The organism is Clostridium sp. 'White wine YQ', assembly GCF_028728205.1.
Lineage (GTDB): Bacteria > Bacillota > Clostridia > Clostridiales > Clostridiaceae > Clostridium_T.
The window spans coordinates 895830-918898 of sequence record NZ_JAQYUU010000001.1 but is presented as its reverse complement, the minus strand read 5'-3'; the positions used below and the strand labels follow the sequence as shown (position 1 = coordinate 918898).

The 23069-nt window shown below is 29.3% G+C and carries 24 protein-coding genes; 10 read left to right on the top strand and 14 right to left on the bottom strand.

Annotated elements, in window-relative coordinates; translation table 11 throughout:
- Nucleotides 1–5: 5 nt before the first annotated feature.
- Nucleotides 6–920 (bottom strand): glycosyltransferase family 2 protein, encoded by a 915-nt coding sequence (locus PTZ02_RS04505; RefSeq protein WP_274226624.1) that lies wholly within the window; start codon nucleotides 918–920, stop codon nucleotides 6–8.
- Entirely contained in the window at nucleotides 917–2344 is a 1428-nt protein-coding gene (locus tag PTZ02_RS04500; RefSeq protein ID WP_274226623.1) for a glycosyltransferase family 39 protein, read from the bottom strand. The genes PTZ02_RS04505 and PTZ02_RS04500 overlap by 4 nt, the downstream gene beginning before the upstream one ends.
- A 255-nt stretch (nucleotides 2345–2599) precedes the next feature.
- Between PTZ02_RS04500 and PTZ02_RS04495 the strand changes: the two genes are divergently transcribed.
- From PTZ02_RS04495 to PTZ02_RS04480, 4 genes are all read left to right on the top strand, one after another.
- Nucleotides 2600–4174 (top strand): ClC family H(+)/Cl(-) exchange transporter, encoded by a 1575-nt coding sequence (locus PTZ02_RS04495; protein WP_274226622.1) that lies wholly within the window; start codon nucleotides 2600–2602, stop codon nucleotides 4172–4174.
- Between the two features lie 67 nt (nucleotides 4175–4241).
- The gene (locus tag PTZ02_RS04490; protein WP_274226621.1) at nucleotides 4242–5450 is read left to right on the top strand and encodes a Bcr/CflA family efflux MFS transporter; all 1209 of its coding nucleotides are present in this window, start codon (nucleotides 4242–4244) and stop codon (nucleotides 5448–5450) included.
- A gap of 152 nt (nucleotides 5451–5602) precedes the next feature.
- Nucleotides 5603–5890, top strand: coding sequence for an ArsR/SmtB family transcription factor (locus PTZ02_RS04485; protein WP_274226620.1), 288 nt, complete (start codon nucleotides 5603–5605; stop codon nucleotides 5888–5890).
- Between the two features lie 16 nt (nucleotides 5891–5906).
- Nucleotides 5907–8396 (top strand): CoA-disulfide reductase, encoded by a 2490-nt coding sequence (locus PTZ02_RS04480; RefSeq protein ID WP_274226619.1) that lies wholly within the window; start codon nucleotides 5907–5909, stop codon nucleotides 8394–8396.
- Between the two features lie 43 nt (nucleotides 8397–8439).
- On the opposite strand, the gene PTZ02_RS04475 is transcribed toward PTZ02_RS04480, so the two are convergent.
- The 7 genes from PTZ02_RS04475 to PTZ02_RS04445 all read right to left on the bottom strand — a co-directional run bounded on the left by PTZ02_RS04475 (nucleotide 8440) and on the right by PTZ02_RS04445 (nucleotide 11332).
- A complete protein-coding gene (locus tag PTZ02_RS04475) occupies nucleotides 8440–8808 on the bottom strand; it encodes a NifB/NifX family molybdenum-iron cluster-binding protein (RefSeq protein ID WP_274226618.1) in 369 nt (122 codons plus the stop codon).
- 154 nt (nucleotides 8809–8962) lie between these two features.
- The gene (locus PTZ02_RS04470) at nucleotides 8963–9226 is read right to left on the bottom strand and encodes an SHOCT domain-containing protein (RefSeq protein ID WP_274226617.1); all 264 of its coding nucleotides are present in this window, start codon (nucleotides 9224–9226) and stop codon (nucleotides 8963–8965) included.
- A gap of 180 nt (nucleotides 9227–9406) precedes the next feature.
- Nucleotides 9407–9727, bottom strand: a complete 321-nt coding sequence (locus PTZ02_RS04465; RefSeq protein WP_274226616.1) for a rhodanese-like domain-containing protein — start codon at nucleotides 9725–9727, stop codon at nucleotides 9407–9409.
- Nucleotides 9728–9752: 25 nt separating this feature from the next.
- Nucleotides 9753–10115: a C-GCAxxG-C-C family (seleno)protein gene (locus PTZ02_RS04460; protein WP_274226615.1), complete on the bottom strand. Its 363-nt coding sequence runs from the start codon at nucleotides 10113–10115 to the stop codon at nucleotides 9753–9755.
- Between the two features lie 29 nt (nucleotides 10116–10144).
- Nucleotides 10145–10462 carry a rhodanese-like domain-containing protein gene (locus tag PTZ02_RS04455; protein ID WP_274226614.1) on the bottom strand — a complete coding sequence of 106 codons (318 nt, stop codon included), beginning with the start codon at nucleotides 10460–10462 and terminating at the stop codon, nucleotides 10145–10147.
- A gap of 173 nt (nucleotides 10463–10635) precedes the next feature.
- The gene (locus PTZ02_RS04450) at nucleotides 10636–10920 is read right to left on the bottom strand and encodes an ArsR/SmtB family transcription factor (RefSeq protein ID WP_274226613.1); all 285 of its coding nucleotides are present in this window, start codon (nucleotides 10918–10920) and stop codon (nucleotides 10636–10638) included.
- 79 nt (nucleotides 10921–10999) lie between these two features.
- Entirely contained in the window at nucleotides 11000–11332 is a 333-nt protein-coding gene (locus PTZ02_RS04445) for an inorganic diphosphatase (protein WP_274226612.1), read from the bottom strand.
- A 287-nt stretch (nucleotides 11333–11619) separates the two neighbouring features.
- Here PTZ02_RS04445 and PTZ02_RS04440 point away from each other — a divergent pair, with 287 nt between their 5' ends.
- Together PTZ02_RS04440 and PTZ02_RS04435 are read left to right on the top strand one after the other, a co-directional pair.
- Nucleotides 11620–12219: a CPBP family intramembrane glutamic endopeptidase gene (locus PTZ02_RS04440; RefSeq protein ID WP_274226611.1), complete on the top strand. Its 600-nt coding sequence runs from the start codon at nucleotides 11620–11622 to the stop codon at nucleotides 12217–12219.
- Between the two features lie 32 nt (nucleotides 12220–12251).
- Nucleotides 12252–12887 carry a chloramphenicol acetyltransferase gene (locus tag PTZ02_RS04435; RefSeq protein WP_274226610.1) on the top strand — a complete coding sequence of 212 codons (636 nt, stop codon included), beginning with the start codon at nucleotides 12252–12254 and terminating at the stop codon, nucleotides 12885–12887.
- Nucleotides 12888–12940: 53 nt separating this feature from the next.
- Here PTZ02_RS04435 and PTZ02_RS04430 read toward each other — a convergent pair whose 3' ends face one another.
- The 3 genes from PTZ02_RS04430 to PTZ02_RS04420 all read right to left on the bottom strand — a co-directional run bounded on the left by PTZ02_RS04430 (nucleotide 12941) and on the right by PTZ02_RS04420 (nucleotide 15438).
- Entirely contained in the window at nucleotides 12941–13204 is a 264-nt protein-coding gene (locus PTZ02_RS04430) for a hypothetical protein (RefSeq protein ID WP_202767174.1), read from the bottom strand.
- 13 nt (nucleotides 13205–13217) lie between these two features.
- Nucleotides 13218–14477: a DNA polymerase Y family protein gene (locus tag PTZ02_RS04425; protein ID WP_274226609.1), complete on the bottom strand. Its 1260-nt coding sequence runs from the start codon at nucleotides 14475–14477 to the stop codon at nucleotides 13218–13220.
- A 163-nt stretch (nucleotides 14478–14640) separates the two neighbouring features.
- Nucleotides 14641–15438 carry a CPBP family intramembrane glutamic endopeptidase gene (locus PTZ02_RS04420; RefSeq protein WP_274226608.1) on the bottom strand — a complete coding sequence of 266 codons (798 nt, stop codon included), beginning with the start codon at nucleotides 15436–15438 and terminating at the stop codon, nucleotides 14641–14643.
- Between the two features lie 260 nt (nucleotides 15439–15698).
- On the opposite strand from PTZ02_RS04420, the gene PTZ02_RS04415 reads away from it, so the two are divergent.
- The 3 genes from PTZ02_RS04415 to PTZ02_RS04405 all read left to right on the top strand — a co-directional run bounded on the left by PTZ02_RS04415 (nucleotide 15699) and on the right by PTZ02_RS04405 (nucleotide 19201).
- Entirely contained in the window at nucleotides 15699–17033 is a 1335-nt protein-coding gene (locus tag PTZ02_RS04415; protein ID WP_274226607.1) for a helix-turn-helix domain-containing protein, read from the top strand.
- Between the two features lie 94 nt (nucleotides 17034–17127).
- Nucleotides 17128–18186 carry a glycosyltransferase family 4 protein gene (locus PTZ02_RS04410; RefSeq protein ID WP_274226606.1) on the top strand — a complete coding sequence of 353 codons (1059 nt, stop codon included), beginning with the start codon at nucleotides 17128–17130 and terminating at the stop codon, nucleotides 18184–18186.
- Nucleotides 18176–19201 carry a lysylphosphatidylglycerol synthase transmembrane domain-containing protein gene (locus PTZ02_RS04405; RefSeq protein ID WP_274226605.1) on the top strand — a complete coding sequence of 342 codons (1026 nt, stop codon included), beginning with the start codon at nucleotides 18176–18178 and terminating at the stop codon, nucleotides 19199–19201. The genes PTZ02_RS04410 and PTZ02_RS04405 overlap by 11 nt, the downstream gene beginning before the upstream one ends.
- 35 nt (nucleotides 19202–19236) lie before the next feature.
- On the opposite strand, the gene PTZ02_RS04400 is transcribed toward PTZ02_RS04405, so the two are convergent.
- Together PTZ02_RS04400 and PTZ02_RS04395 are read right to left on the bottom strand one after the other, a co-directional pair.
- Complete coding sequence (locus tag PTZ02_RS04400) at nucleotides 19237–20433, bottom strand: glycosyltransferase family 4 protein (protein WP_274226604.1); 1197 nt, start codon at nucleotides 20431–20433, stop codon at nucleotides 19237–19239.
- A gap of 122 nt (nucleotides 20434–20555) precedes the next feature.
- Entirely contained in the window at nucleotides 20556–21290 is a 735-nt protein-coding gene (locus tag PTZ02_RS04395) for an EcsC family protein (protein ID WP_274226603.1), read from the bottom strand.
- Between the two features lie 480 nt (nucleotides 21291–21770).
- On the opposite strand from PTZ02_RS04395, the gene PTZ02_RS04390 reads away from it, so the two are divergent.
- Nucleotides 21771–23051: a methyl-accepting chemotaxis protein gene (locus tag PTZ02_RS04390; RefSeq protein WP_274226602.1), complete on the top strand. Its 1281-nt coding sequence runs from the start codon at nucleotides 21771–21773 to the stop codon at nucleotides 23049–23051.
- Nucleotides 23052–23069 lie beyond the last annotated feature (18 nt).

The window sequence follows — 23069 nt, the reverse complement described above, 5'->3', positions numbered from 1 at the left end:
CCCTTCTAAAAGTTTATTTTTTCCTTTACTACATATAAAGGTCTATCCTTGCTTTCTTCATATATTCTAGATACATATAATCCTATAATACCTAAGGAAATTACTTGAATTCCTATAAAAAAGGCTACCATAGAAAATAGAATTAACGTATGATCAGAATTATTTATTAATCCATATATTAAAAGCACACTTGAGATAAACTCCATAATAATTCCCAATTTTATTATAAACTTTATAGGTTTAGTTGAAAATGATATTATTCCATCTTCTGCTAGTTTAATCATCTTTTTGAGAGAATACTTAGTATATCCATTTAGTCTCTTATCCCTTTCAAATTCCACATAAGTTTGTTTAAATCCAATCCAAGATACCATTCCCCGTATAAATCTGTTTTTCTCTGGCATATTCTTTAAATATTCTACTACTGCTCTATCCATAAGCCTAAAATCTCCTGTGTTTCTTGGTATGTTTATATCTGACATATAACCTAGAAACTTATAAAAATATTTTGCTGTTATAAGCTTAAAGAAGCTTTCTCCTTTTCTTTCAGTTCTTTTTCCATAGACCACATCATATCCTTGTTCCCATTTTTCTATCATGTTAATTATAAGTTCTGGTGGATCTTGAAGATCTCCATCTATTACAACAACAGCGTCCCCTTTTGCATTATTTATACCTGCAGTAATAGCTATTTGATGTCCGAAGTTTCTTGAAAAATCTATCACCTTACAATTTTTATCTATAGTGCTTACCTCTTTTAACTTTTCTAAGGTTTTATCTTTAGATCCATCATTAATAAATATCATTTCATAATTCAACTTATTATTTTCTACCACCTGTTTCACTCTTTTATAACATTCATGAATTAAATTTTCTTCTGAATACATAGGTATTACTATTGATATTAATCTATCTTTCATATATTTTCTCCTTCTATACTTTTTTCTTTAAATGCCGTTAATGGCAATATAATAAATAACCAACTTACTATAAAGGAATATCTATCTTGTGATTCCGTTATCATATACAAAAGCCCATAACCACAATAGATTATATAAAGTAGATTTATAATTGGATTCTTTAAATATTGCTGCCTATTATATAAACCCTTATAAGTAAGTACCATCATTATTAAATAAAACAATTGTCTATATGCTTGCCCATAATTATTTAAATCTAGGGTTATATCTTTAGGTTCTATATCTCTCTCACTCCAATATATCCCTCCAAAATCTCCTTCGCTCCACTGAAAAGTAAACTTTCTCCCCCAAAAATATAATAGTCTTCCTGGTGAAGTCTCTATATATCTTTCTTTTACTAGTTCCTTTGATGCATGTTCTGTTTCAATGTAGTTGCCATTAAATGCCGCTGCTACTTTCGCATCCTCCTCATTCCACCTACCAAACGTAGTCATATTACTTCCCTTTAATATTGATGTCCAAGGAGTTTCACTCCCATGCCATAGATTATATTCCGTGATTCCTAGCTTCTTTAAAGTCGCATTAACTGTTACTAATGGAATAATAAATGCAATTAGAATATAGGCTATTGCTACTGTCTTATATTTAAAGGATTTCTTAATATAAACTAAGGCATATAATGTAAAGGCAATAACCATAACTGGAGCTACCATTCTAAAGAAATTACCTATTGATAAGATTAGTCCAGCTAATAATAAATACTCCTTAGGTTTTTTGTCTTTTATAACTAAAATAAATAGATATACACTTTCTAAATAAAAAGATATTGCTATATTCTCCGTACAATAAGCTGCTGTATAAATTATTGTGGCAGGATATATGGCTGCTAAATACATTCCCCATATTGATTTTTTCTCTTCCTTAAATATTTCTTTTGATATCTTATAGCATATAAATACCCCAATAGTTGAACTTATAACATTAATTAGTTTAAGAGTTAATAATGGAACTGGAGAAATAAGTCTTATTAGTGCAAAATAAAGTACTGGTATAGTTAAGTGTGGAAATCTTGCATAGTAATTAAATCCTTTAAATATAGAATATTCTCCATTTAATACGAGCTCACTTCTTTCGTACATACCTGCAAAATCTGATACTGGAACACTATTTATTGAAAGTATCCATGCAAGCCTTATTAAGAAGGCAAAAATCATTATGCCCAGTAATATTCTCCTAGTGCTAAACCCTTTTTTTATTGCAATAAGTAATGCTATGGTAGTTAGGCTAAATAAGGCTACAAGTTCCATGTTTAGTGATTTATAATCCGCAACATAACGTATATATAAGCCATAAGTTACAAAAACCACTAAAAGCAATAATACTTTTAGACACTTATTTATAAAGATTGATAATCCTTTCTTCACTTCATCACCTCTTATTTCCATGATAGCTAGTAAATTTCAAGAAACTATTTGAAAAATAATGAAGATTCTATGAAGAATTCTTAATAATACATCCTTTAATTAATTGAATATACCTAAAACAGTAAGTTTAATACGTTTACTTCTTATTTATTCTTGTATATATAAGATGTACTCCCCTCTCATTAATTGATAATACATATCCATAGTCCTATAATAAGAGAGGTCTTTTATTATAAAAAATGGAGTTGAATATAGATGTCAAATAAAAATAAACATACTATACACCATGTTCTATCTCATTGGCATAATGTTAAATTAACGCTAATGCTAGAAGGAATCATTGTTGGTATTTTTACTGGATTATTAATTGTTTTTTATAGACTTACCCTTGAAAAAGCTGAAGAATTAAGAAATAAATTTTTAGAAATGCAAGCTTCTAATCACTTAATGATTATTGTTGGATTTTTGGGTTTAATTGTTGCTGCACTTATTGTTGGTAAGCTAGTTATTAGTGAGCCTTTAATAAGTGGTAGTGGAATTCCCCAAGTTGAAGCTATATTAAAAGGGAAACTTAGAATGAATTGGTTTCCTGTAATTATTAAAAAATTTATTGGTGGAGTTATATCCATTGGTTCTGGTTTATCTTTAGGAAGAGAAGGCCCATCAATTCAATTAGGAGCTGCCGTTGGACAAGGTGTCGGCAAGATATTTAAAAGAATGAAAATAGAGGAAAAGTATCTTATTACAAGCGGAGCAAGTGCTGGGCTTGCTGCAGCCTTTAATGCACCTCTCGCGGGAGTAATGTTTGCTCTTGAGGAAGTTCATAAGCATTTTTCTCCTTTAGTATTGCTTTCTGCAATGTCAGCATCCTTAACTGCTGATGTTGTTTCTAAGCATTTCTTTGGATTAAACCCAGTATTTAATTTTAATCATATTAATCCTCTTCCTATTGATGCTTATGGATATATTATTATTCTTGGAATTGTAGTTGGATTATTTGGTGTTTTCTATAATTATGTACTTTTAAAAACCTTAAAAGTATATGATAATCAAAAATGGCTCCCAAATAAGTTCAAACTTTTAGTACCTTTCATCATTTCAGGCATATTAGGATTATTTTTACCTGAAGTACTTGGTAGTGGCCATTCAATTATAAATTCATTAATTTCTGGAAGTTTTACTTTTAAAGTAATCCTAATCATTTTAGTCGTAAAATTTATATATTCCATGATCAGTTTTGGTTCTGGTGCTCCAGGAGGAATATTTTTTCCTCTTTTAGTTTTAGGGGCTATAACTGGGAGTATATATGTACATATACTAATTCAATTTTTTAACTTAAATCCAGAATATATGAATAATTTTATTATCTTAGCAATGGCTGGATATTTTGCTGCAATTGTAAGAGCTCCCATTACTGGAAGCATATTAATAACTGAAATGACAGGCTCTCTAACCCATTTATTATCTTTAAGCATAGTTTCATTAGTTGCTTATATTATTGCAGATTTGTTAAGATCTGAACCCGTATACGAATCTCTTTTAGATAGATTATTAAAAGGTACTAACTTAACAACTTCATCAGAAAATTCTAAAGATAAACTTATTCTTGAAATACCTGTATTTGTAGATTCTGAAATGGATGGTAAACCTATAAGAGAATTAAGCTTACCTGATAACTGCCTGCTGGTTGCAATTAAACGAGGGGAAAAAGAAATAATTCCAAGAGGTGATACTATTATTTACTCTGGAGATTATATAAATGTTTTAGTTGATGAAAACATGGCTTCTTTGATAAATGATAATTTAATGGATAAGTGTGGACAATATTAACCCATTCCTATATACTATAAAAATCGTAATAGTCATATAATAAATTACTATAATACAAGGAGGACAAATGGAGCTAGAAACAAATGAACATTTATCTAATTCAAAAACTCAGAAATATCTAGGTGAGAAAGGCTTTGTTGTTTTCATAACTCTGCTAAGTGCCTTTATTCCACTTTCTACGGATATATATTTACCTGCACTCCCTAAAATGGTAGATAGTTTTAATACCAGTGCTAGTGTTATAAATCTTACACTAATATTTTTCTTTATCTTTTATGCTTTAGGGACTATTTTATGGGGACCACTTAGCGACAAGTATGGTAGAAGAAAAATCTTAATTGTAGGACTTTCTATTTATACTATTGCAAGTTTATTATGTGTTTTCTCTCAGAATGTCTATGAACTTATTTTATTTAGAATACTTCAATCAATTGGATGTGGAGCTGCCACTGCAGTATCTACTGCTATAGTTAAAGATTCTTATAGTGGAAGAAAGCGTCTCACTATATTAGCATTAGTTCAATCTATGGGAATGCTCTCCCCTATAATTTCACCTGTTATTGGTGCAATAATATTAAGTTTACTTTCTTGGAGAGGTGTTTTTGTGGTATTAACTCTTTTAGGAGTATTAACTTTAGCCGGAAGCATAGCTATGGAAGAAACTATAGAAGAACGTTACATGGGAAGCATATTTAGATCTATTGGAAATCTTGGAGTTGTTTCAAAGAACATAAAATTTATGTCACTAGTCTTTACCTTCTCTATTATGTCCATTGCATCTATGTCCTTTATATCTTCTTCTTCATATATTTTCGTTGATAATTTTGGTGTAAGCGAAAAGGTATATAGTTATTACTTTGCTGCAAATTCAATTTTCTTTCTTATTGGACCTTTGTGTTATGTTAAGTTGTCCAAGCACTTTCCTAAAGTACCCTATATAACTATTGCTTATGTAGTTATGTGTGCTAGTGGATTATTTATGTTTATGATTGGTAAAATCAGTCCTATAACCTTTATGCTCTCACTAATGCCAGCATCCTTCTTTGGTAGCTTAATACGTCCTCAAACCACACATATTATGCTCGATCAAGTTAATGGCGACACTGGTGCTGCTTCTTCAATTATGAGCTGTGCTTTTACATTTTTCGGGTGCATTGGAATGCTTATAATTTCCTCTGGAATTTTAAATAGAATAACTCTTATGGGACTTCTATATATGATAACTTCAATTATTAGCTTAACAATTTGGCTAAGCTTTTCTAAAAAGCACGTATAATCACGACTTAAACTTTTAAAAGACAGTGGTATAAAACTTACCACTGTCTTTTTACTTCTACTTTCATGGAAATTCATTGACTTATTTATCACTATATCGTAATATATGAATATAATAATTTATATATCATACTCTAGAAAGTAGGAAACACTATGGATAAAGATTTTGATAAGTATAATGATGTTTCAGAGATGCTTAAAGTACTGGCTCATCCAGTAAGACTTTGCATCGTACGTGGATTATTAGAACACGGTGAATGTAATGTTACTTACATGCAAGACTGCTTGGACACGCCTCAATCTACAATATCTCAACATCTACAAAGATTAAGAACTGCAGGTATCATAGAAGGCAGGAGAAACGGTCTTGAAATATTTTATAAAGTTTGTAATTCTCAAGTTGAAAATTTAATTAAACTATTTTTTGGTGAAAATAATTAATTTTGGAGGTATTAATATGAGTAAAAAAGTTTTAATAGTTGGTGGGGTTGCAGGTGGAGCTTCTGCTGCTGCTAGACTTAGAAGATTAGATGAAACTGCTGAGATAATTATGTTTGAAAGGGATGAATATATCTCTTTTGCTAATTGTGGATTACCTTACTATATTGGAGAAACAATAAAGGAAAGAAGTAAACTTTTAGTTCAAACACCTGAAGCAATGAAGGCAAGGTTTAATATAGATGTTAGAAATAACAGTGAAGTTATAAGTATAGATGCAAAAAATAAAATGGTTAAAGTTAATAGTAAAGATAAAGGAACTTATGAAGAAAACTTTGATTACTTAATACTCTCTCCAGGGGCAAAAGCCTTAAGACCTAATATTCCTGGAATAGACAGCAAAAATATTTACACATTAAGAAATATTCCAGATACTGATGCTATAAAAGCATATGTTGATAAAAAAGGAGTTAAAAGCGCTGTAGTTATAGGTGGTGGCTACGTAGGGGTTGAAATGGCAGAAAACCTGAAGGAAAGAGGCTTAGATGTTACTCTTGTTGAAGCTGCTCCTCATATTCTTGCACCTTTTGATTCTGATATGGTTGTTCTTGCTGAAAAAGAATTAGTGGAAAATGGAGTTAAGCTAATACTTAACGATGGAGTTAAATCTTTTAATGATGTAGAAAATCAAGTTGAAGTTACTTTAAATAGTGATACAAAAGTTACCGCTGATTTAGTTATATTGGCTATAGGGGTAGCTCCAGATACTACTTTTATAAAAGACAGTGGTTTAGAATTTGGACCAAGAGGTCATATCATTGTTAATGAAAAAATGGAAACAAATATCGAAGGTGTTTATGCTGTAGGTGATGCTGTAGAGGTTGTAGACTTTATAACTAAACAAAAAACTGCTATTCCTTTAGCTGGTCCAGCCAATAAACAAGGTAGAATTGCTGCTGATAATATAGCTGGTTTAAATTCAACCTATAAAGGAACTCAAGGTACTTCTATAATCAAGATATTTGGATTAACTGCTGCTGGTACTGGGGCTAATGAAAGAACTCTTCAAAGAGCAAATATGCCTTACAAGGTTATATATGTTCACCCTGTATCTCATGCTTCTTATTATCCAGGAGCAATTCCTATGTCACTTAAATTGATATTCAATGATGAAGGAAAAATATTAGGTGCTCAAGGAATTGGCTTTGATGGCGTTGATAAAAGAATTGATGTTATAGCTACTACTATAAGACTTAATGGTACAGTAGATGATTTAGCTGAACTTGAACTTTCTTATGCTCCACCTTTCTCTTCTGCTAAAGATCCAGTTAACATGGCTGGTTTTGTAGCTCAAAATGCCTTAGCTGGAAGAAGTAATGTAATTGCTTGGAAAGATATTGATGAATTCAAAAACGATGACTATATGCTAGTAGACGTTCGTTCTGGAGTTGAATTTAACAATGGGCACTTAGAAGGTGCAGTAAATATACCTGTAGATGATTTAAGAGAAAGACTTAATGAATTAGATAAGGATAAAACTATAGTTGAATATTGCCAAGTAGGTTTAAGAGGATATATTGCAGATAGAATTTTGAGTCAAAATGGCTTTAAGGTTTTAAATGTTACTGGAGGATATAAAACTACATCCATGCTAGACTTTTCTCCAAAGCAAACTGAGTCAGATGACCATGATGATAACAATGGTAATCACTCTGCCCTAACTATTGATCCTGATACTCAGGTAGTAAGGACAGATGAGGCATCTAAAGGTAAATATGATAAAGAGCTAGATGCCTGCGGACTTTGCTGTCCTGGTCCACTAATGCAGGTTAAAGCTTCTATTGATGATTTAAAAGATGGGCAAATCCTTAAAGTTTCTGCCTCTGACCCTGGTTTTTATGAAGATATTAAAGCTTGGTGCAAAAGAACAAACAATGAATTAATGGATATATCAAAAACTGGTGGAAATATAATAGCCTATATAAAAAAAAATACTAAAAGTAAAATAGTTAATGAGAATATGCCTACTATGCCTATAAAAGATAACAAGACAATGGTTGTATTTAGTGGTGATCTAGATAAAGCAATTGCATCTTTTATAATAGCTAACGGCGCAGCTTCAATGGGTAAAAAAGTTACCATGTTCTTTACCTTCTGGGGACTTAATATTCTTAGAAAACATGAGGCAGTTAGTGTACAAAAAGGCTTTATGGATAAGATGTTTGGGTTAATGATGCCAAGAGGAAGCAAGAGACTTAAACTATCTAATATGAACATGATGGGCATGGGTGGAAAAATGATTCGTAAAGTTATGAAGGATAAAAATATTTCATCTCTTGAGGATTTAATACAATCAGCTATAGATAGTGGAATCGAAATTGTTGCTTGCCAAATGTCCATGGATGTTATGGGACTTCACAAAGAAGAGTTAATTGATGGAGTTAAAATAGGTGGAGTTGGTTATTATTTAGGAGAAGCTGAAGATTCTAACGTTAACTTATTTATATAAAGAAAAAAGTAAGATGGCTTAAAGCTATCTTACTTTTTTTATTTTAGTGGTGATGTCCACCATGATGATGTTCTCCGTGATGGTTGCAGGTTACATCTTTGTCCTCTAGTGTTCCTTTAAGATATTCTTCAACGACTTTTATATACTCTCCAGTGGCACCTTTTATTACTTTTAGACCATTTTGCTGTAAGCTTGCTACAGCTCCTCCTCCAATTCCTCCGACTATAACTACACTAGCTCCCTCATTTACAAGTAAATTTGCCAAACCTTGATGCTGATGAGAAAGTTCTTCTGCCGATACTTCTTCTACATTTAAAATTTTATTTTCTTCTACACTTACTATTGCAAAACTTTTGCTCATTCCAAAGTGTTGATTTACTAAGTCTCCATTATTGGGTATAGCTATTTTCATTTTTCTTACCTCCATTCATTGTTGCCATTTGCTATTTCTATTATTTAATTTAAGTTTACTATTCTTCCTTAATATTAACAATATAGTAAGGTCTATTGTAAAACTACGCAAGAAAAAACAGACTCTTACGAATCTGTTTTTTTGATAGTTTATCCTATTTTAACAATTGCTTTTTTCTAGCACTATATTCTTCTTCACTTATTTCACCTTTTGCAAATCTCTCATTTAATATATCTATTGCATTTGATGAAGTCCTATTAGCTGATAAATTTATATCTTTTCTACTTATAGCTTTATATACAAAATAAATTACTAATAAAAGAATTATAAGCATTGGTATCATCATCATAAAACCTGCACCTCCATATCCATATCCATTACCACCAAATCTTCCATAACCAAATCCATTACAGAACATATAAATCCCTCCTTATGTATTATTTCTTATTAAGTTCTTTCTTTGATTTGATTATATTATTTAAATGTGGGGGAATTATGGAGAATTAATTTTTTCTATAATCCTAATAAAATAATAAAGCTAGTATACTAATGCATCTAGATTTATTTAAAATCGCATTAATATACTAGCTTATATAACTTATCTTTCTAATGGACGAATATAAGATCCTGTTCCCCCTGAAATATTAACAACCTTAAACCCTTTCATTGATAATTCTGTACAAGTTCTTGCACTTCTTGCTCCTGATTGACAAATTATATGATACTCTTTTGCTTTATCAAGATATTTATCTGGCTCTGAAATAATTCTTCCCATAGGTATATTTTTAGCTGTTGGTACATGACCTCCGCTATACTCATAGTCTTCTCTTACATCTATTAGTTCTATCTTGCCTAATCTATCATCTAAATCATGAACACTTATTGTATTATAATCACTTTTATTAAAACCTGAAAACATATCTTTTCCTCCTATAATTTAAATCTTACTTTTTTATTATTTCATTTAGAGTTTCATAAGTATGCTCTATTATTTCTGCACACCCTATTCTATCTTTTTTTAAATCCTTACACAACTCTGATCCATATTTTTCTCTTATACTTGACATTAATTCTCTTGTATATTGTCTAGCACTATTAGTTTCTTCATTACTTTCTCTTCCTTTTAAATATCCAATTATAGCAGTTGCAGCTCCCGCTGCCCCACATATACTTCCCACTGTAAAGCCTGTTCCCATACCACTTCCTAATGCTATTGGAATATCTGTATTATTTTCTTCATTAAATCTCTTAATTATTGCTTCTCCGCAAGTATATCCTTGCTTATGGTATTCTGATGCTTTCGTCATTTGAATGCCTCCTAAAACATTAATAATTATTATCTTTTTAACTGTCCTCTATATCCACCTGTACCGCCGCTTACATTTATAACTTTATAACCCTTTGATGCCAATATTCCACAGGCTCTTGTGCTTCTTCCTCCTGATTGGCAAATTATATGATATTCCTTTTCTTTATCCAAATACTTCTCTGCACTCTCTAAAACTTTGTTCATTGGAATATTTTTTGCATTAGGAACATGGCCACTTTTATATTCATAAGGTTCTCTAATATCAATTAGATTTATTTTCCCTAACCCATCAATTTCATTAACCTTTATTGAATTATATTTCTTATTCATCAAAAATCCAAACATAATAATCCTCCTAAATTTCATTTTATTAATATAAGTAATTTAGATATTTCTAATATACTAATATAATATGAAGTTCTATTACTTTTGTCAATACTTTTTAAATCCAATTCAATAAAATATAGGCAAAAAAGCTAAATCTAAAAGGATTAACTTTTTAGACTTAGCTTTTTAATTTAAATCTCACAATAATTTGCTTTTAATACTTCAATTAACTTTACAACTCTCTCATCTCTAATAGAATAGGTTATTGTAAGCCCATTTTTATTTGACTCCAATATTCTATGTGCTTTTAACATTGAAAGATGTTGAGATAAAGCTGATTGAGTAAGGTTATCTAAACGTCCATGAAGTTCACTTACATTTAGTGGTCCTTCAATCAAGTGACATACAATCATTAATCTATTTTCATTCGCTAAAACCTTTAATAGTTCTGCTATTTCTTTTGCATATTCTTTCATTTTTTATCTTTAGTGAAAGTGTATTACAATTACCCATCTCTCACTAAATCCTCCTTTCTTACTATTCACTTTTTAATGTCTAATAAATTATTATTGTAGACTCAAAAAATCTTTCTTGAAATTCTACTAATGCTTTTATTTGCTCTTTGTTATATTTATTTAATTCTTTACAAGCTACTAATTTATCCTCAATATCATTTGCTCTTTTTATTATTGCTATAACATATCCTTCATATATTTCTAATGGCTCAAATTCACCAATAATATATACATCAATTTCTTCTCCATCTCCAGATGTAGTATTGGGAATAAATCCATAATTTAATGAATATATGAAATTATGCTCTGGGTGTTTAGACCCCAATGGCCTATCTATTTTGACTTTAACTCTTTTACCTAGATAAGATTCCATGTAACTACCTCTCTACTTTATGTTTCTGATAATATCTATGTTCTATTATTTTTTTATATCTCCACACTATATATAAGTATATTACATATTTCTAATACACTTATATAGTATTTGGTTAAATTCTTTTTGTCAACTCCAAACTTATTTTATGAAATTCACGCCTCTTTTATTTTATAAAATAAAATTATCTTAGGAAATTTATTCGCTTTATGTATATAGTATGAAACACCTTTCTTTTTTACTGTATAATAGAATAGTAATATTTTTACTTTTGGGGAGATTGTATTATGAGAGATCAGATTCTATCAACTATATTTCAATGTATTATACTAATTGGAATACCGTGGATAGCTTATATGCTATTTAATAAAGAGAAGCTTGGTTTTTTTAAATGGATTGGTTTATACAAACCCAGAAATAGTAAATGGTTAAGCAAAGCTCTTTTAATACTCATTATTTCAGTTATAATTATGGGCGGACCTATTTTTATATTTGAGAGGTTTAATATTATTCCAAAAGGAATGGTATATTCTTTAGATGCTAGTGGTAAGGGCTTTACTGCTGAAATAATAGCCATTGTTCTAATAAAAGCTATTTTTCAAAATGCACTATCTGAGGAAGTATTCTTTAGAGGTTTTATAGGGAAAAGGCTTGCAAATAAATTTGGTTATTTAACAGGAAATTTGATTCAATCAATACTTTTTGGGCTCCCACATGGTTTAGCATTCATAATTGCTTATAAAGCTTATGCTTTTGGTATTATTCTTTTTCTAGCTGCTGCAACAGTAGGTTTTCTACAATTCTACATTAATGAAAAAGAAGCAAATGGTAGCATAGTCCCTAGTCTAATTCTACACAGCATTATGAACATAGTGTCTAATATTTAACAAAGGAACATTTGAAGGAGAGTGATATTCTAATGAAGTTTATAGATATGGATAACTGGAAAAGAAAAGACCATTATAAGTTCTTTAAAGAATTTGAATACCCACATTTTAATATTGGTGGAAATGTTGATATTACAAAGTTTTATAAATATATTAAAGAAAACAAACTTCCTTTTTTTGTATCAACCTTATATGCTGTATCGAAAGCTGCAAATAACATAAAGGAATTTAGATTTAGAATTAGAGAAGATAGGGTTATTGAACATGAAGTTGTGCACCCTTCTTTTACAGTACTCGCAGATGAAGAATTATTTGGTTTTTGTACATCAAACTTTATTGATGATTTTAAGGACTTTAAATCTAACACATTGAAGGATATAAATGATGTAAAAAATAATGTTATTATCAAAAATGAGCCTGGACGTGATGATCTATTATATACTACATGCATTCCATGGATCTCCTTTACTAATATAATTCACCCTCTTCATATGAATCCAGTTGATAGTATACCAAGAATAGCCTGGGGAAAATACTTTGAAGAAGGTGGTAAAATAAAGATGCCAATCTCTGTACAGCTTCATCATGCCTTAGCTGATGGAATACATATTGGTAAGTATTTTAATATCCTTCAAGAAATATTAGATAATCCTTCTAAGTATCTGTAAAACATAACTTAAAAGACTATTAGGGATAAGTAACTATCCTAATAGTCTTTTTTCTACATCTTATATATCAACCACTTACATGTATTCATTTCATATTTAAGTTCATAAACTCTACTAGCTTCATTAATCACGCTTTGACATCTAAAAAGTATCATTGGATTTCCTGCTATTTTTTCTTTTTCCTTATAAAGTACTCTATCAACCTTTATAACAGTTGTTGATTCATCCTCATTCTTCACTTTAAATCTTATGGGCCTTGGGGTACCATCCTCTGTAAACCAAGCTATCATCTCAATTGTCTTGAAGATTACTTTCATAGGTCTCAACTCCTCATAATAAACTTGACATAATCTTATAGTCCTCTTCTCCCACTCCCCCACTCATATTTTTTATGCCTGAATGTAAAAACGAAGATCTTAGTACGGACTTTGAACCATACTTAAGACGTATTTTATCAATGGTTTTATCTAATGCTCTTATTTTGTCTATATCCTTACGATCAAATAATCCATATTGATAAAATTCATTTGTACAAAAATCAGTAACCTGTACTCCCATATGTCTTATAGGCTCACCTTTCCACTTCTCATCAAACAAATTACAAGCTACCTCTGAGATTATCTGGGTAGAGTCTGTTGGACAATATAATTTTCTTTGGTGAGAATAATTAAAAAAGTCTTTACTTCTGATACTAATTGAAATAACTCTGCAGCAATTTTCAGAATTTCTAAGTCTTGTTCCTACCATTTCTGAAAGAGAAAGTAATATAAGATGTGCTGTTTTTCTATCCTCCACATCAAAAGGAATTGTTGTAGAATTACCTATTCCTTTCATATCAATATGCGTATCACTTCTTACCTCGGAACTATCAATTCCATTTGCATAATTCCATATTAAAGTGCCATGGCTTTTTAGATAATACCTTAAGATATCTAGATCATAATTAGCTAAATCCCCAATTGTAAATATATTAAGCTTATTTAATTTAGGTAAAGTAGCTCTTCCTACCATAAATAAATCCTCTACCGGTAGCTTCCACATTTTTTCCTTTATTTCCCAGGAAAATAATGTATGTATATTGTCTGGTTTTTTGAAGTCTGAAGCGACCTTTGCCAATAGTTTATTGGCTGATATCCCTATATTTACTGTAAAGCCTAACTCTTTTTTAATCCTATCTTTAATCTCCTCCGCTAGCTTCATATAATCTGGATATATATGTTCCATATTTGAAAAATCAAGAAAGCTCTCATCCACTGAAAATCTTTGTATCTTAGGTGTATATTCTTCCAATATTGCATTTAATGCATTACTGCATTGCATATAAAGCCAGTATCTAGGCGGTACAACCACTAGATCTGGGCATTTTTGTCTTGCTGTAAATAAGGTTTCCCCTGTGTTAATCTTATATTTTTTTGCTGGAATAGACTTTGCAAGAACTATTCCATGTCTACTCTCTTCACTGCCGCCTACTACAGAAGGAATATCACGTAAATCTACTTTTTCACCCTGTTGCTTTCTATAGCTTGCTTCCCAGGATAAGTAAGCTGAATTAACATCAATATGAAATATTAGCCTATTTTGTTTATTCATAATATACATCCCTTTTTATTGATTGAAGTTGAAGCTCTTTCTTTTCTAGCTCTATTATATGCGAACATTTGTTCTGTGTAAAGTATTTTTTAGCTTTATATGAAAAAATAGCCATTAGCTTGTCTAATGACTATTTTTCTATTATTTATATACAAATATTATATTATAAAGGAATGTTTCCATAATATAAATATGCAAATATCATTATAAGTAATGAAAGAATTAAAGTATAGGTTGTTTTATAAAAAGGAGTTACAGGTTTCTTAAAAGTTACCAAAGAATTTCCCTCTGCAATATTAAAAACTAATACATTTGCAAAGTTTCGGCTGAAATGTATTATTGCTGCAACCCAAATTGAACCACTTACTAAGTATATATAAAACAGCATTATCCCTCCTAGGAACCAATCAATGCACTGATACAGACTAACTTTATTAGTTATAAAATGCCATAAAGTAAAAATTAAAGTTGATAAAAACATTGATGCTAATATCCCATAAACACTCAATACAGTATTTATATATCCTCTAAACATAACTTCTTCCTGAAGTGCCGCAATGAATATAACAAAAAATGCAAATAATCCTTTAAAATTCAAAATCCTACTTGGCTTATACTCAGCCTCAATGATCCCTCTTTTATTAAGTATATATACATAAGTTACTGCTAATAAAAAAGTAGCTAAAATACCACTTAATGAAAACACTATACTCTTTAAGTTTAATGTCCAATTTAATATACTTAAGTTTTTATTATCAATAAATTTTAATATAACTGCAACTGCTAGAATAAATAAAAGATTAAAAATTACTGCCAAGAATAAGAATTTAACATTAGTACGTTGTTTAACATCTTTAATATCAATTCCTATTACTTTTGCACTGGCATTTGCCATTAGAGATATTAGAATACATAAAAATAAAACTAAAAGAATCTTTGAGATGACACCTAATATTAACAAATCAATCACTCCATTTTTTAAAATTCAAAAGTTAAGTATAATTTAACTTTAATTAAATTATAATACTTCACCATTCATTGTCAATAACTTTTTGTTAAATTATATTAAACATTTTTCTTATTTTTCCTTTAAATGTTGTATATTTAATTTAAATATCTTATAATATTCTTATATAGAGAATTTATTCATAATTAATCAAGATAGAAAGTTTAATGGCACTTAACCTTTTTGTGCATTTATATATAGAAAGGATGAAAGATTTGATAACTACAGTTGGTGAAAAAATTAAAACTCTTCGAAAAGAACTAAATATGACTCAATCTCAATTAGCTGGAGGGGAAATGACTAAGAGTATGTTAAGTCAAATTGAAAATAACGTATCTAATCCATCCATGAAAACACTTCAATATATAGCCAAAATACTAAATAAACCTATTAGTTATTTTCTAGAGGATGAACTCGAAGATACTCTGTCACTTAAACAAAATTATGAATCACGACGTGAACTTGAATCTAAAATTAAAAATCTTAATACCCTCATTGATTCAAATCAAATTGAAGAAGCTAAGGAACAAGGAGAAAAATTAATAAATTCTGATATTGCTCCTATTAAAAATTTTAAGCTTTATGGAGAAATATTATTTAAGCTAGGAAACGCCTTAGTAGCACTTGGTGATTTTGATGGAAGCAAAAAATTCTTAAGTCTTTCTATCAAATCTTATATTGATGACTTTCTCTATATTGAAGCTGCAAAAGCATATGTTGAATTAGCAAAAATATACTACTTAGAATTTAACTATGAAGAATGTTTAAATATTTCAAATAAAGCATTTGAATTATATTATAAAAACATAACTTCTGAGCCTTTATTCGAAATTGAGCTTTATTATTATAGAATACTTATTTTATCAGCTAAAGGTAATATTAATGATGCTATTAAAGATCTAGAAACAGCTCTAGAACTATCTAATAAAACCTCTATTTATTATAAAACAGATGAATTTTATAGAATTTTAGGTTTTTTTAACTACCTAAAAGGTAATAGAGCTGAATTTACTAATTGTATTGATAAAGCTCTCCAATTTGCAAACTTTAGCAAAAATAATGATTGCTTATCTAAAATAAATATTATATTGGCTACGGATGCTTTAGATTCTGGAAACCCTGAAAAAGCTATAGAATATGCTAGAATAAGTAGAGATTTTATAGGAAATGATGTATATACTTATAACCTGATATTGGCTAAAGCCTATTATACTTTACACCAATATGAGCTTGCATATAAAAACATCATTAAAGTCAATTATTCTTCAAAGGAAATGCATAAATACGATTATTTGAATATGTGGTCTGGGAGAGTTTATGAAGGACTAATCTTTAACAAACTTGGAAAGCATAATGACGCTATAGACAGTATTAAGTTGGCCATAGCCAAAATGTCTATTTTTGATGATTCAAAATTCCTAGCTGATGCCTATAAAAGTCTAAGTGAAGTATATTCAGACATAAATGATTATCAAAATGCTTTTTCATATTTAAAGAAATATAATGAAATTCAAGATAGAATTAATAAAGATAGTTCTATACTTTTTTAAATTTAATTTCCTAAACTAGAATATAGAATGAAAATTTACAAAAACTAAGCGTATTAATATAAAGCTACATTCACTTAAAGGAGGAATTATTTTAATGCCTACTATTAATATGCTTTCTTCAGCTGATAAGGTAAAAGGTCAAGGAGTTTTGTCAGCTTATCTTGAACAAGTTGATTTAGTTAAAAATGGTCTTAATGATGATTATAAAATCAAAATAAATAATCTTAACTTTTGCGATATAATGCACTACCATACCATTGACTTCAAATTTTTCTTAAGTATTCCTTTATCAAAATTTCTTGGAACAAGCGTTGCTTATGTTCACTTTGTACCAGAAACAATAGAGGAAAGTTTAAAGCTTCCTAGCTTTATAAAAAAGGTATTTTATAAATATATGATTTATTTTTATAAAAGTGTTGATCATTTAGTTGTGGTTAATCCCTATTTCATTGATGTTCTTAAAAAATACAAGATAGATGAAAATAAGGTAACTTATATACCTAACTTTGTATCCGAGGATAATTTCTATAGATATGATGAAGGAGAAATAGATTTACTTAAAGAAAAGTATGGAATTCCACTAGAAAAGTTTGTTGTTCTAGGAGTTGGTCAAGTTCAAACTAGGAAAGGTGTTATGGACTTTATTAAGGTTGCTGAAAACCTTCCTGATATTCAATTTATATGGGCAGGCGGCTTTTCTTTTGGTTCTATAACTGATGGATATAAAGAACTTAAAAAGGTTATAGAAAACCCTCCTCCAAACGTCAAGTTCTTGGGAATTATTAATAGAGAAGAAATGAATAATATTTATAATATTTGCGATTTAATGTTTTTACCTTCTTATAATGAACTATTTCCTATGTCAATCCTTGAAGCTATGGCATTAAAGATTCCTGTCCTTTTAAGAGATTTAGATATATATAGTAATATATTATTTAACTATTATTTAAAAGGAAATGACGTATCAGACTTTACTGAAATAATAAAAGCCTTACAAGCTAAAAATGGAGAATATAAAAATTGGTGCAATAGCTCTTGGAAATGTCATGAATTTTATTCTAAGGATTATGTCTTAAAAATGTGGAAAAAGTTCTATGATGAAATATATTCCAATCGTAATACACCTTTTAGGAGAAATACGAATGAAAAATAAAGTGCTTAACATAATTATAGTAATTGTATGCGCAGTAATATTTTTATCATTTTTTCTTTTTACTAAAGGGTTAAACACCTTAATAGAGGAACTAAAAAGCTTAAATACCTCTTGGATACTTTTATCTGTTTTAATGATACTTTTATTTTGGTTTCTTGAAATGTTAGCATTTTATGTTATTGCCAAAGCGTTTACTAAAACTAAAAACTTATTAATTAAATCTTTTAATATTGAAATGGTTGGTTTGTTTTTTGCTGCTGTTACCCCTTTTTCTGCCGGAAGTCATCCTGCTCAGCTATATGCAATGACAGAATGTGAAATTCCTGCTGGAACAGCTGGTTCCATTTTAATGATAAAATTTATAATACACCAAGCTATAAATATAGTTATTTTGCTCTTAGCTTTTGTATTTAAATTTAATTACTTTAATACAAAGGTTAAATACTTCTTATACCTATGCATTTCGGGTATTATTGTGCACATATTAATTATGATCCTTGCAATATTATTTTCAGTTAATAAAAACCTAACTAAAAAAATATTCTTATTTGTTTTTAATATTCTAAAGAGATTCAAGTTTATGAGAAACAGCGGTTATACCTTTGAAAAACTTGAAGTTGAATTAGAGAAATTTCATGAGAATGCTGCTCTAATGACTAAGAATGTAAAAATGTGCATTTATGCTTCTATATACACATTTTTTCAATGGTTAGCCTTTTTTACTATTCCATACTGTATTTATAGAAGCTTCGGATTTAATTCCGCAGATATATTCACAATGATTGCTGCCCAAATCTTTTTAATAAATTTCATGGCAATTATTCCTCTTCCTGGTGCTGAGGGTGGTGCTGAAGGTGGATTTTATTTGATTTACAGCTTATTTTTTAAATCAGGTACAATTATTACCGCAATATTTTTATGGAGAATACTAACTTATTACCTAACTGTAGCTGTGAGTGGTATTTTCACATTAATAATTCCACATATAAAACTAAAAAAAGAAAAACTAGTATAGTTATGTTTTACCATACTGGTTTTTCTTTTCTCTTATTAGCTTCTGGAGTTAGTTAACTTTATTAAATCAGCACTTACTTCTTCATTTGCATGTGTAATACGATAATATTTATCTAGCATTTCATATCCAAAAATATTACTTGAGTATCTATTAGCCTTGGCAATGGCTTTTTTCCTCATATGAGCTCTTAGATATCCATCTCTAAGTATTTTACTAATATAATATTCAAAATGAGCTTTATTTTTATATGAAAATCCATTTTCCCCTTGTTCTATTACCCCATCTATACACGGATCATATTTGCAAACCACAGGACATCCACTGCTTAAAGCTTCTATATAAGTTAATCCTTGTGTTTCACTAGTGGACGCTGTGACAAATATTTCGGCTATTCTATAATATATATGAATTTCTTTTGAATCTATCATTCCTGTAAAAATAACATTATCTTTTATATTCATTTCTTTAACTTTATCTTTTAGATTATTTAAGTATGGCCCGCCCCCTACTATTAGGAGTTTTATATTTTTAAATTCCTTTATTAAGTTAGGAAAAAGCTCCAAAATTTCACTTATATTTTTCTCCTCTCCAATTCTCCCGATATAAGCTATAACCCTATCATTCATGCTAATTCCTAATTTCAATTTAATATTATACATTTCTTCATAAGATATTTTCTGATTAAATCTACTTAAGTCTATTCCCGTTGGAACTACATAAATAGGCTTATTTACTCCGTAACTCAATAGGGCTTTTTTTGTCTTTTCAGTTGGAGCGATAACACTATCTAAACTATTTAATAGCAGTTTAGTTATTTTTGCTGAGGTCTTTTTCCTAATTATCTTTCCCCCTAATAAATAATCCAAATAATTTTCATACATGGTGTGATATGTATGCATATGAGGAATATCTAGCTTATTTGAAATGTATTTAGCCACGAACATCATAGAAAATTCTGTTTGAGAATGAATAACATCTGGTTTCCATTTTATAATTTCATTTATTAATTTATTATGTAAAGGAAACTTAATTCTAGCATCAGGATACACCCCTATTCCAATGGATTTCAAGAAATATATATCCCCATCAACTCTTTCGTCTCCAGTACTAGACAAGGTTAAAATCTTAACTGAATGGCCTCTATATTTTAATTCCTTATATAAATTATTAACTGAAGTAGAAACTCCGTTTATTACAGGAAAATAGGTATCTGTTGTTATTAAAATTCTCATTAATTTTGCCTCCTAGCAAATATTATTAACCCTTATATAGTTATTGTTTCCATTTATAGAGAAAGAAAACCTATAAAAAAATAAAATACCTAAATTATTATATTTAGGTATTTTATAAATATTTAATATTCAACTTTTTTAATTTCTAATATTCTCATCCTATAGGCATTCATTGCAGTTTTGCCAAGCTTATCTAAAAGTTTTGAATTTGCATACGCACCTACAAATGCTCCTATAAAGGGTACTAATTGTAGAAGTTTTGCCAAATCTATATAATCTCTATATTCTTGTTGAAATTCACGCCAGTCAAATTTATTAATATTTTGGGGTAAGGTTGCTACATTTTTTTCCCACTGATCCATCACTTCAAAAATTTCATTAGTCTTTGCTTGACTTGAAAAAGCTAATTGAAATACATAAAGAATATATAATCTTTCTCTATAATCTTTTACATCGAAGCCATAAATAGCAGCTATCTCATACAAAAATTTAATTTTTATACTAAGTAATAATGGAAAATCTGCAAGCCCTAATAAAAAACCGCCTGCACCTGTACCCGCTCCTTCTATAATAGCAGTATTTTTGTAAAAATTAATTTTTTCTTTGGCAAGCTCATCTCTAAGCTCTAATGATTTTCCTTCAATCGGCTTCTTAGCTATATATTCTGAACCAAGCAAAACTCCTTTGGTCATATTTTTTATTGCAGCAGTCATTATCTCATGATATTTTTCAGGTAGAATTCCATTAAACTTATTTTGAACTCCTTTTGAAGCTCTATTAAAAATAGAAGGTTTCATTCTCATTTCACGTTTCCATCTATTTAATTCAGAAATTACTACTCTATTATGATCATACATGTTAATTCTCCTTGATAATATTAGTTATTTATCATATATTATATCATTTTTATTAATTTCTTATTAAATTTTAGATAAACATTAGAATATTCATAAAATTTAGCAAATACTATAGTAAATTACTGAAAATGAGATTTATCATCAATATTGTTTTGTTTTTAGACTTTGATATAATTAGCCAATATGATACCATATTAATTGTTATGTAAAAACGACAAAATTTAAATTTCTACTGGAGGTGGGACAGCCTTCCTTTATTAAAGTCACATGGGAAGATGGAATTGATAACAGCTAGATATATCTTATTGGGTTTTTTATAGGAAACTTAATTTATTCTTGTTTGAAAATATCGGTTTCTGGACATTTTTAGGCATGAATAAATTATTAGTTGAACTTAAAACCCTATAATATTAAAAAGATTAATTAGGAAAAGACTTTGTAAATATTTTTAAAATTTCATCAAGGTAGGTGCATATAATTATGGATAAAATCAAAAATGTTTCAATACGTACTCGTATTATGGGATTAGTATTTTTAGCTATGCTATTATCAAATATAGGTATAATGACTAGCTTATCATATAATACATACGGTAACTTTTTTCAAATAGTTACTCCTTCAGTTATTAGTAAATCAGTAATCTTTATTATTATCTTTCAGGCAATAGCATTTTTTCTATCTGAAGGCCTTCTAATAAAGCCTTTAAAGAAAAGTGTTTTGCTAGCTGATTCAATCTCAAATAATGATCTTACTGCAAGTATTGATACTTTACAACATGGAGAAATTGGACAACTTATTGAATCACTTTTAACAGCTCAAGAAAACTTAAAAACTCTAATATCCACAATACAAAATTCTTCCGGAAAGGTTACTCTATCCGCTGAAGATTTAAATCAAATAATTACACAAGCTAATGAAAAAGTTAAAGAAATAGATGAAGGTGTTAATAAGCTTATATCTCATTCTTATGAGAATGCTGAAAGCATTAAACAAACTTCCATTGCTCTATCTGGAATAACAGATAACTCCCAAAAAACTGCAGAACTTGCTTCAAAAATTGAAGAGTATGCAAAAGGTGTACACTCTGCTGCTGAGGAAGGTAAATCTTCAGTTGATTCCATTGTAGTTGCTATAAAAGATCTTGTTACTAACACAAAAGAAGTAAATACTGAAGTACTTGGACTTGAAGCACAAAGTAATAAAATATCTGAAATAATTAGTATTATTTCTCAAATTTCAGAACAAACAAACCTCTTAGCCTTAAATGCTGCTATTGAAGCTGCTAGAGCTGGTGAAGCAGGTAAAGGTTTCTCTGTAGTTGCTGAAGAAATAAGAAAACTTGCTGAGGATACAAATACTTCTTTACAAGATATCGGAAATCTTATTAAAGATATGAATATAAAGACCAAAAATGTAGTATCAGCAGTTAATACAGCTGGAGAAAAGGTTGCAGTTGGTGTATCTAAATCAGATGAAGTAAAATTAAGTATAGATAAAATTATTGATAGTATTCAAAGTACTTTCTCTATGTTATCAGATATAACTGATGGAGTAACTACCCAAGCTGCTTCTCTTGAAGAAATGACTGCAACAATTGAAGATATAAGTATTACTATAGATAGTGGACTTACTGTTTCAAATGATATTCAGGAAAAGCTTAATACACAAGAAATTTTATTTACTAAGATTGATAAAACCTCAGGTGAACTTGTAACACTGTCTGAGGATATGAATAAGCTTACAAAGATATTTAAAGTATAATATAAAAAATGGCTTACT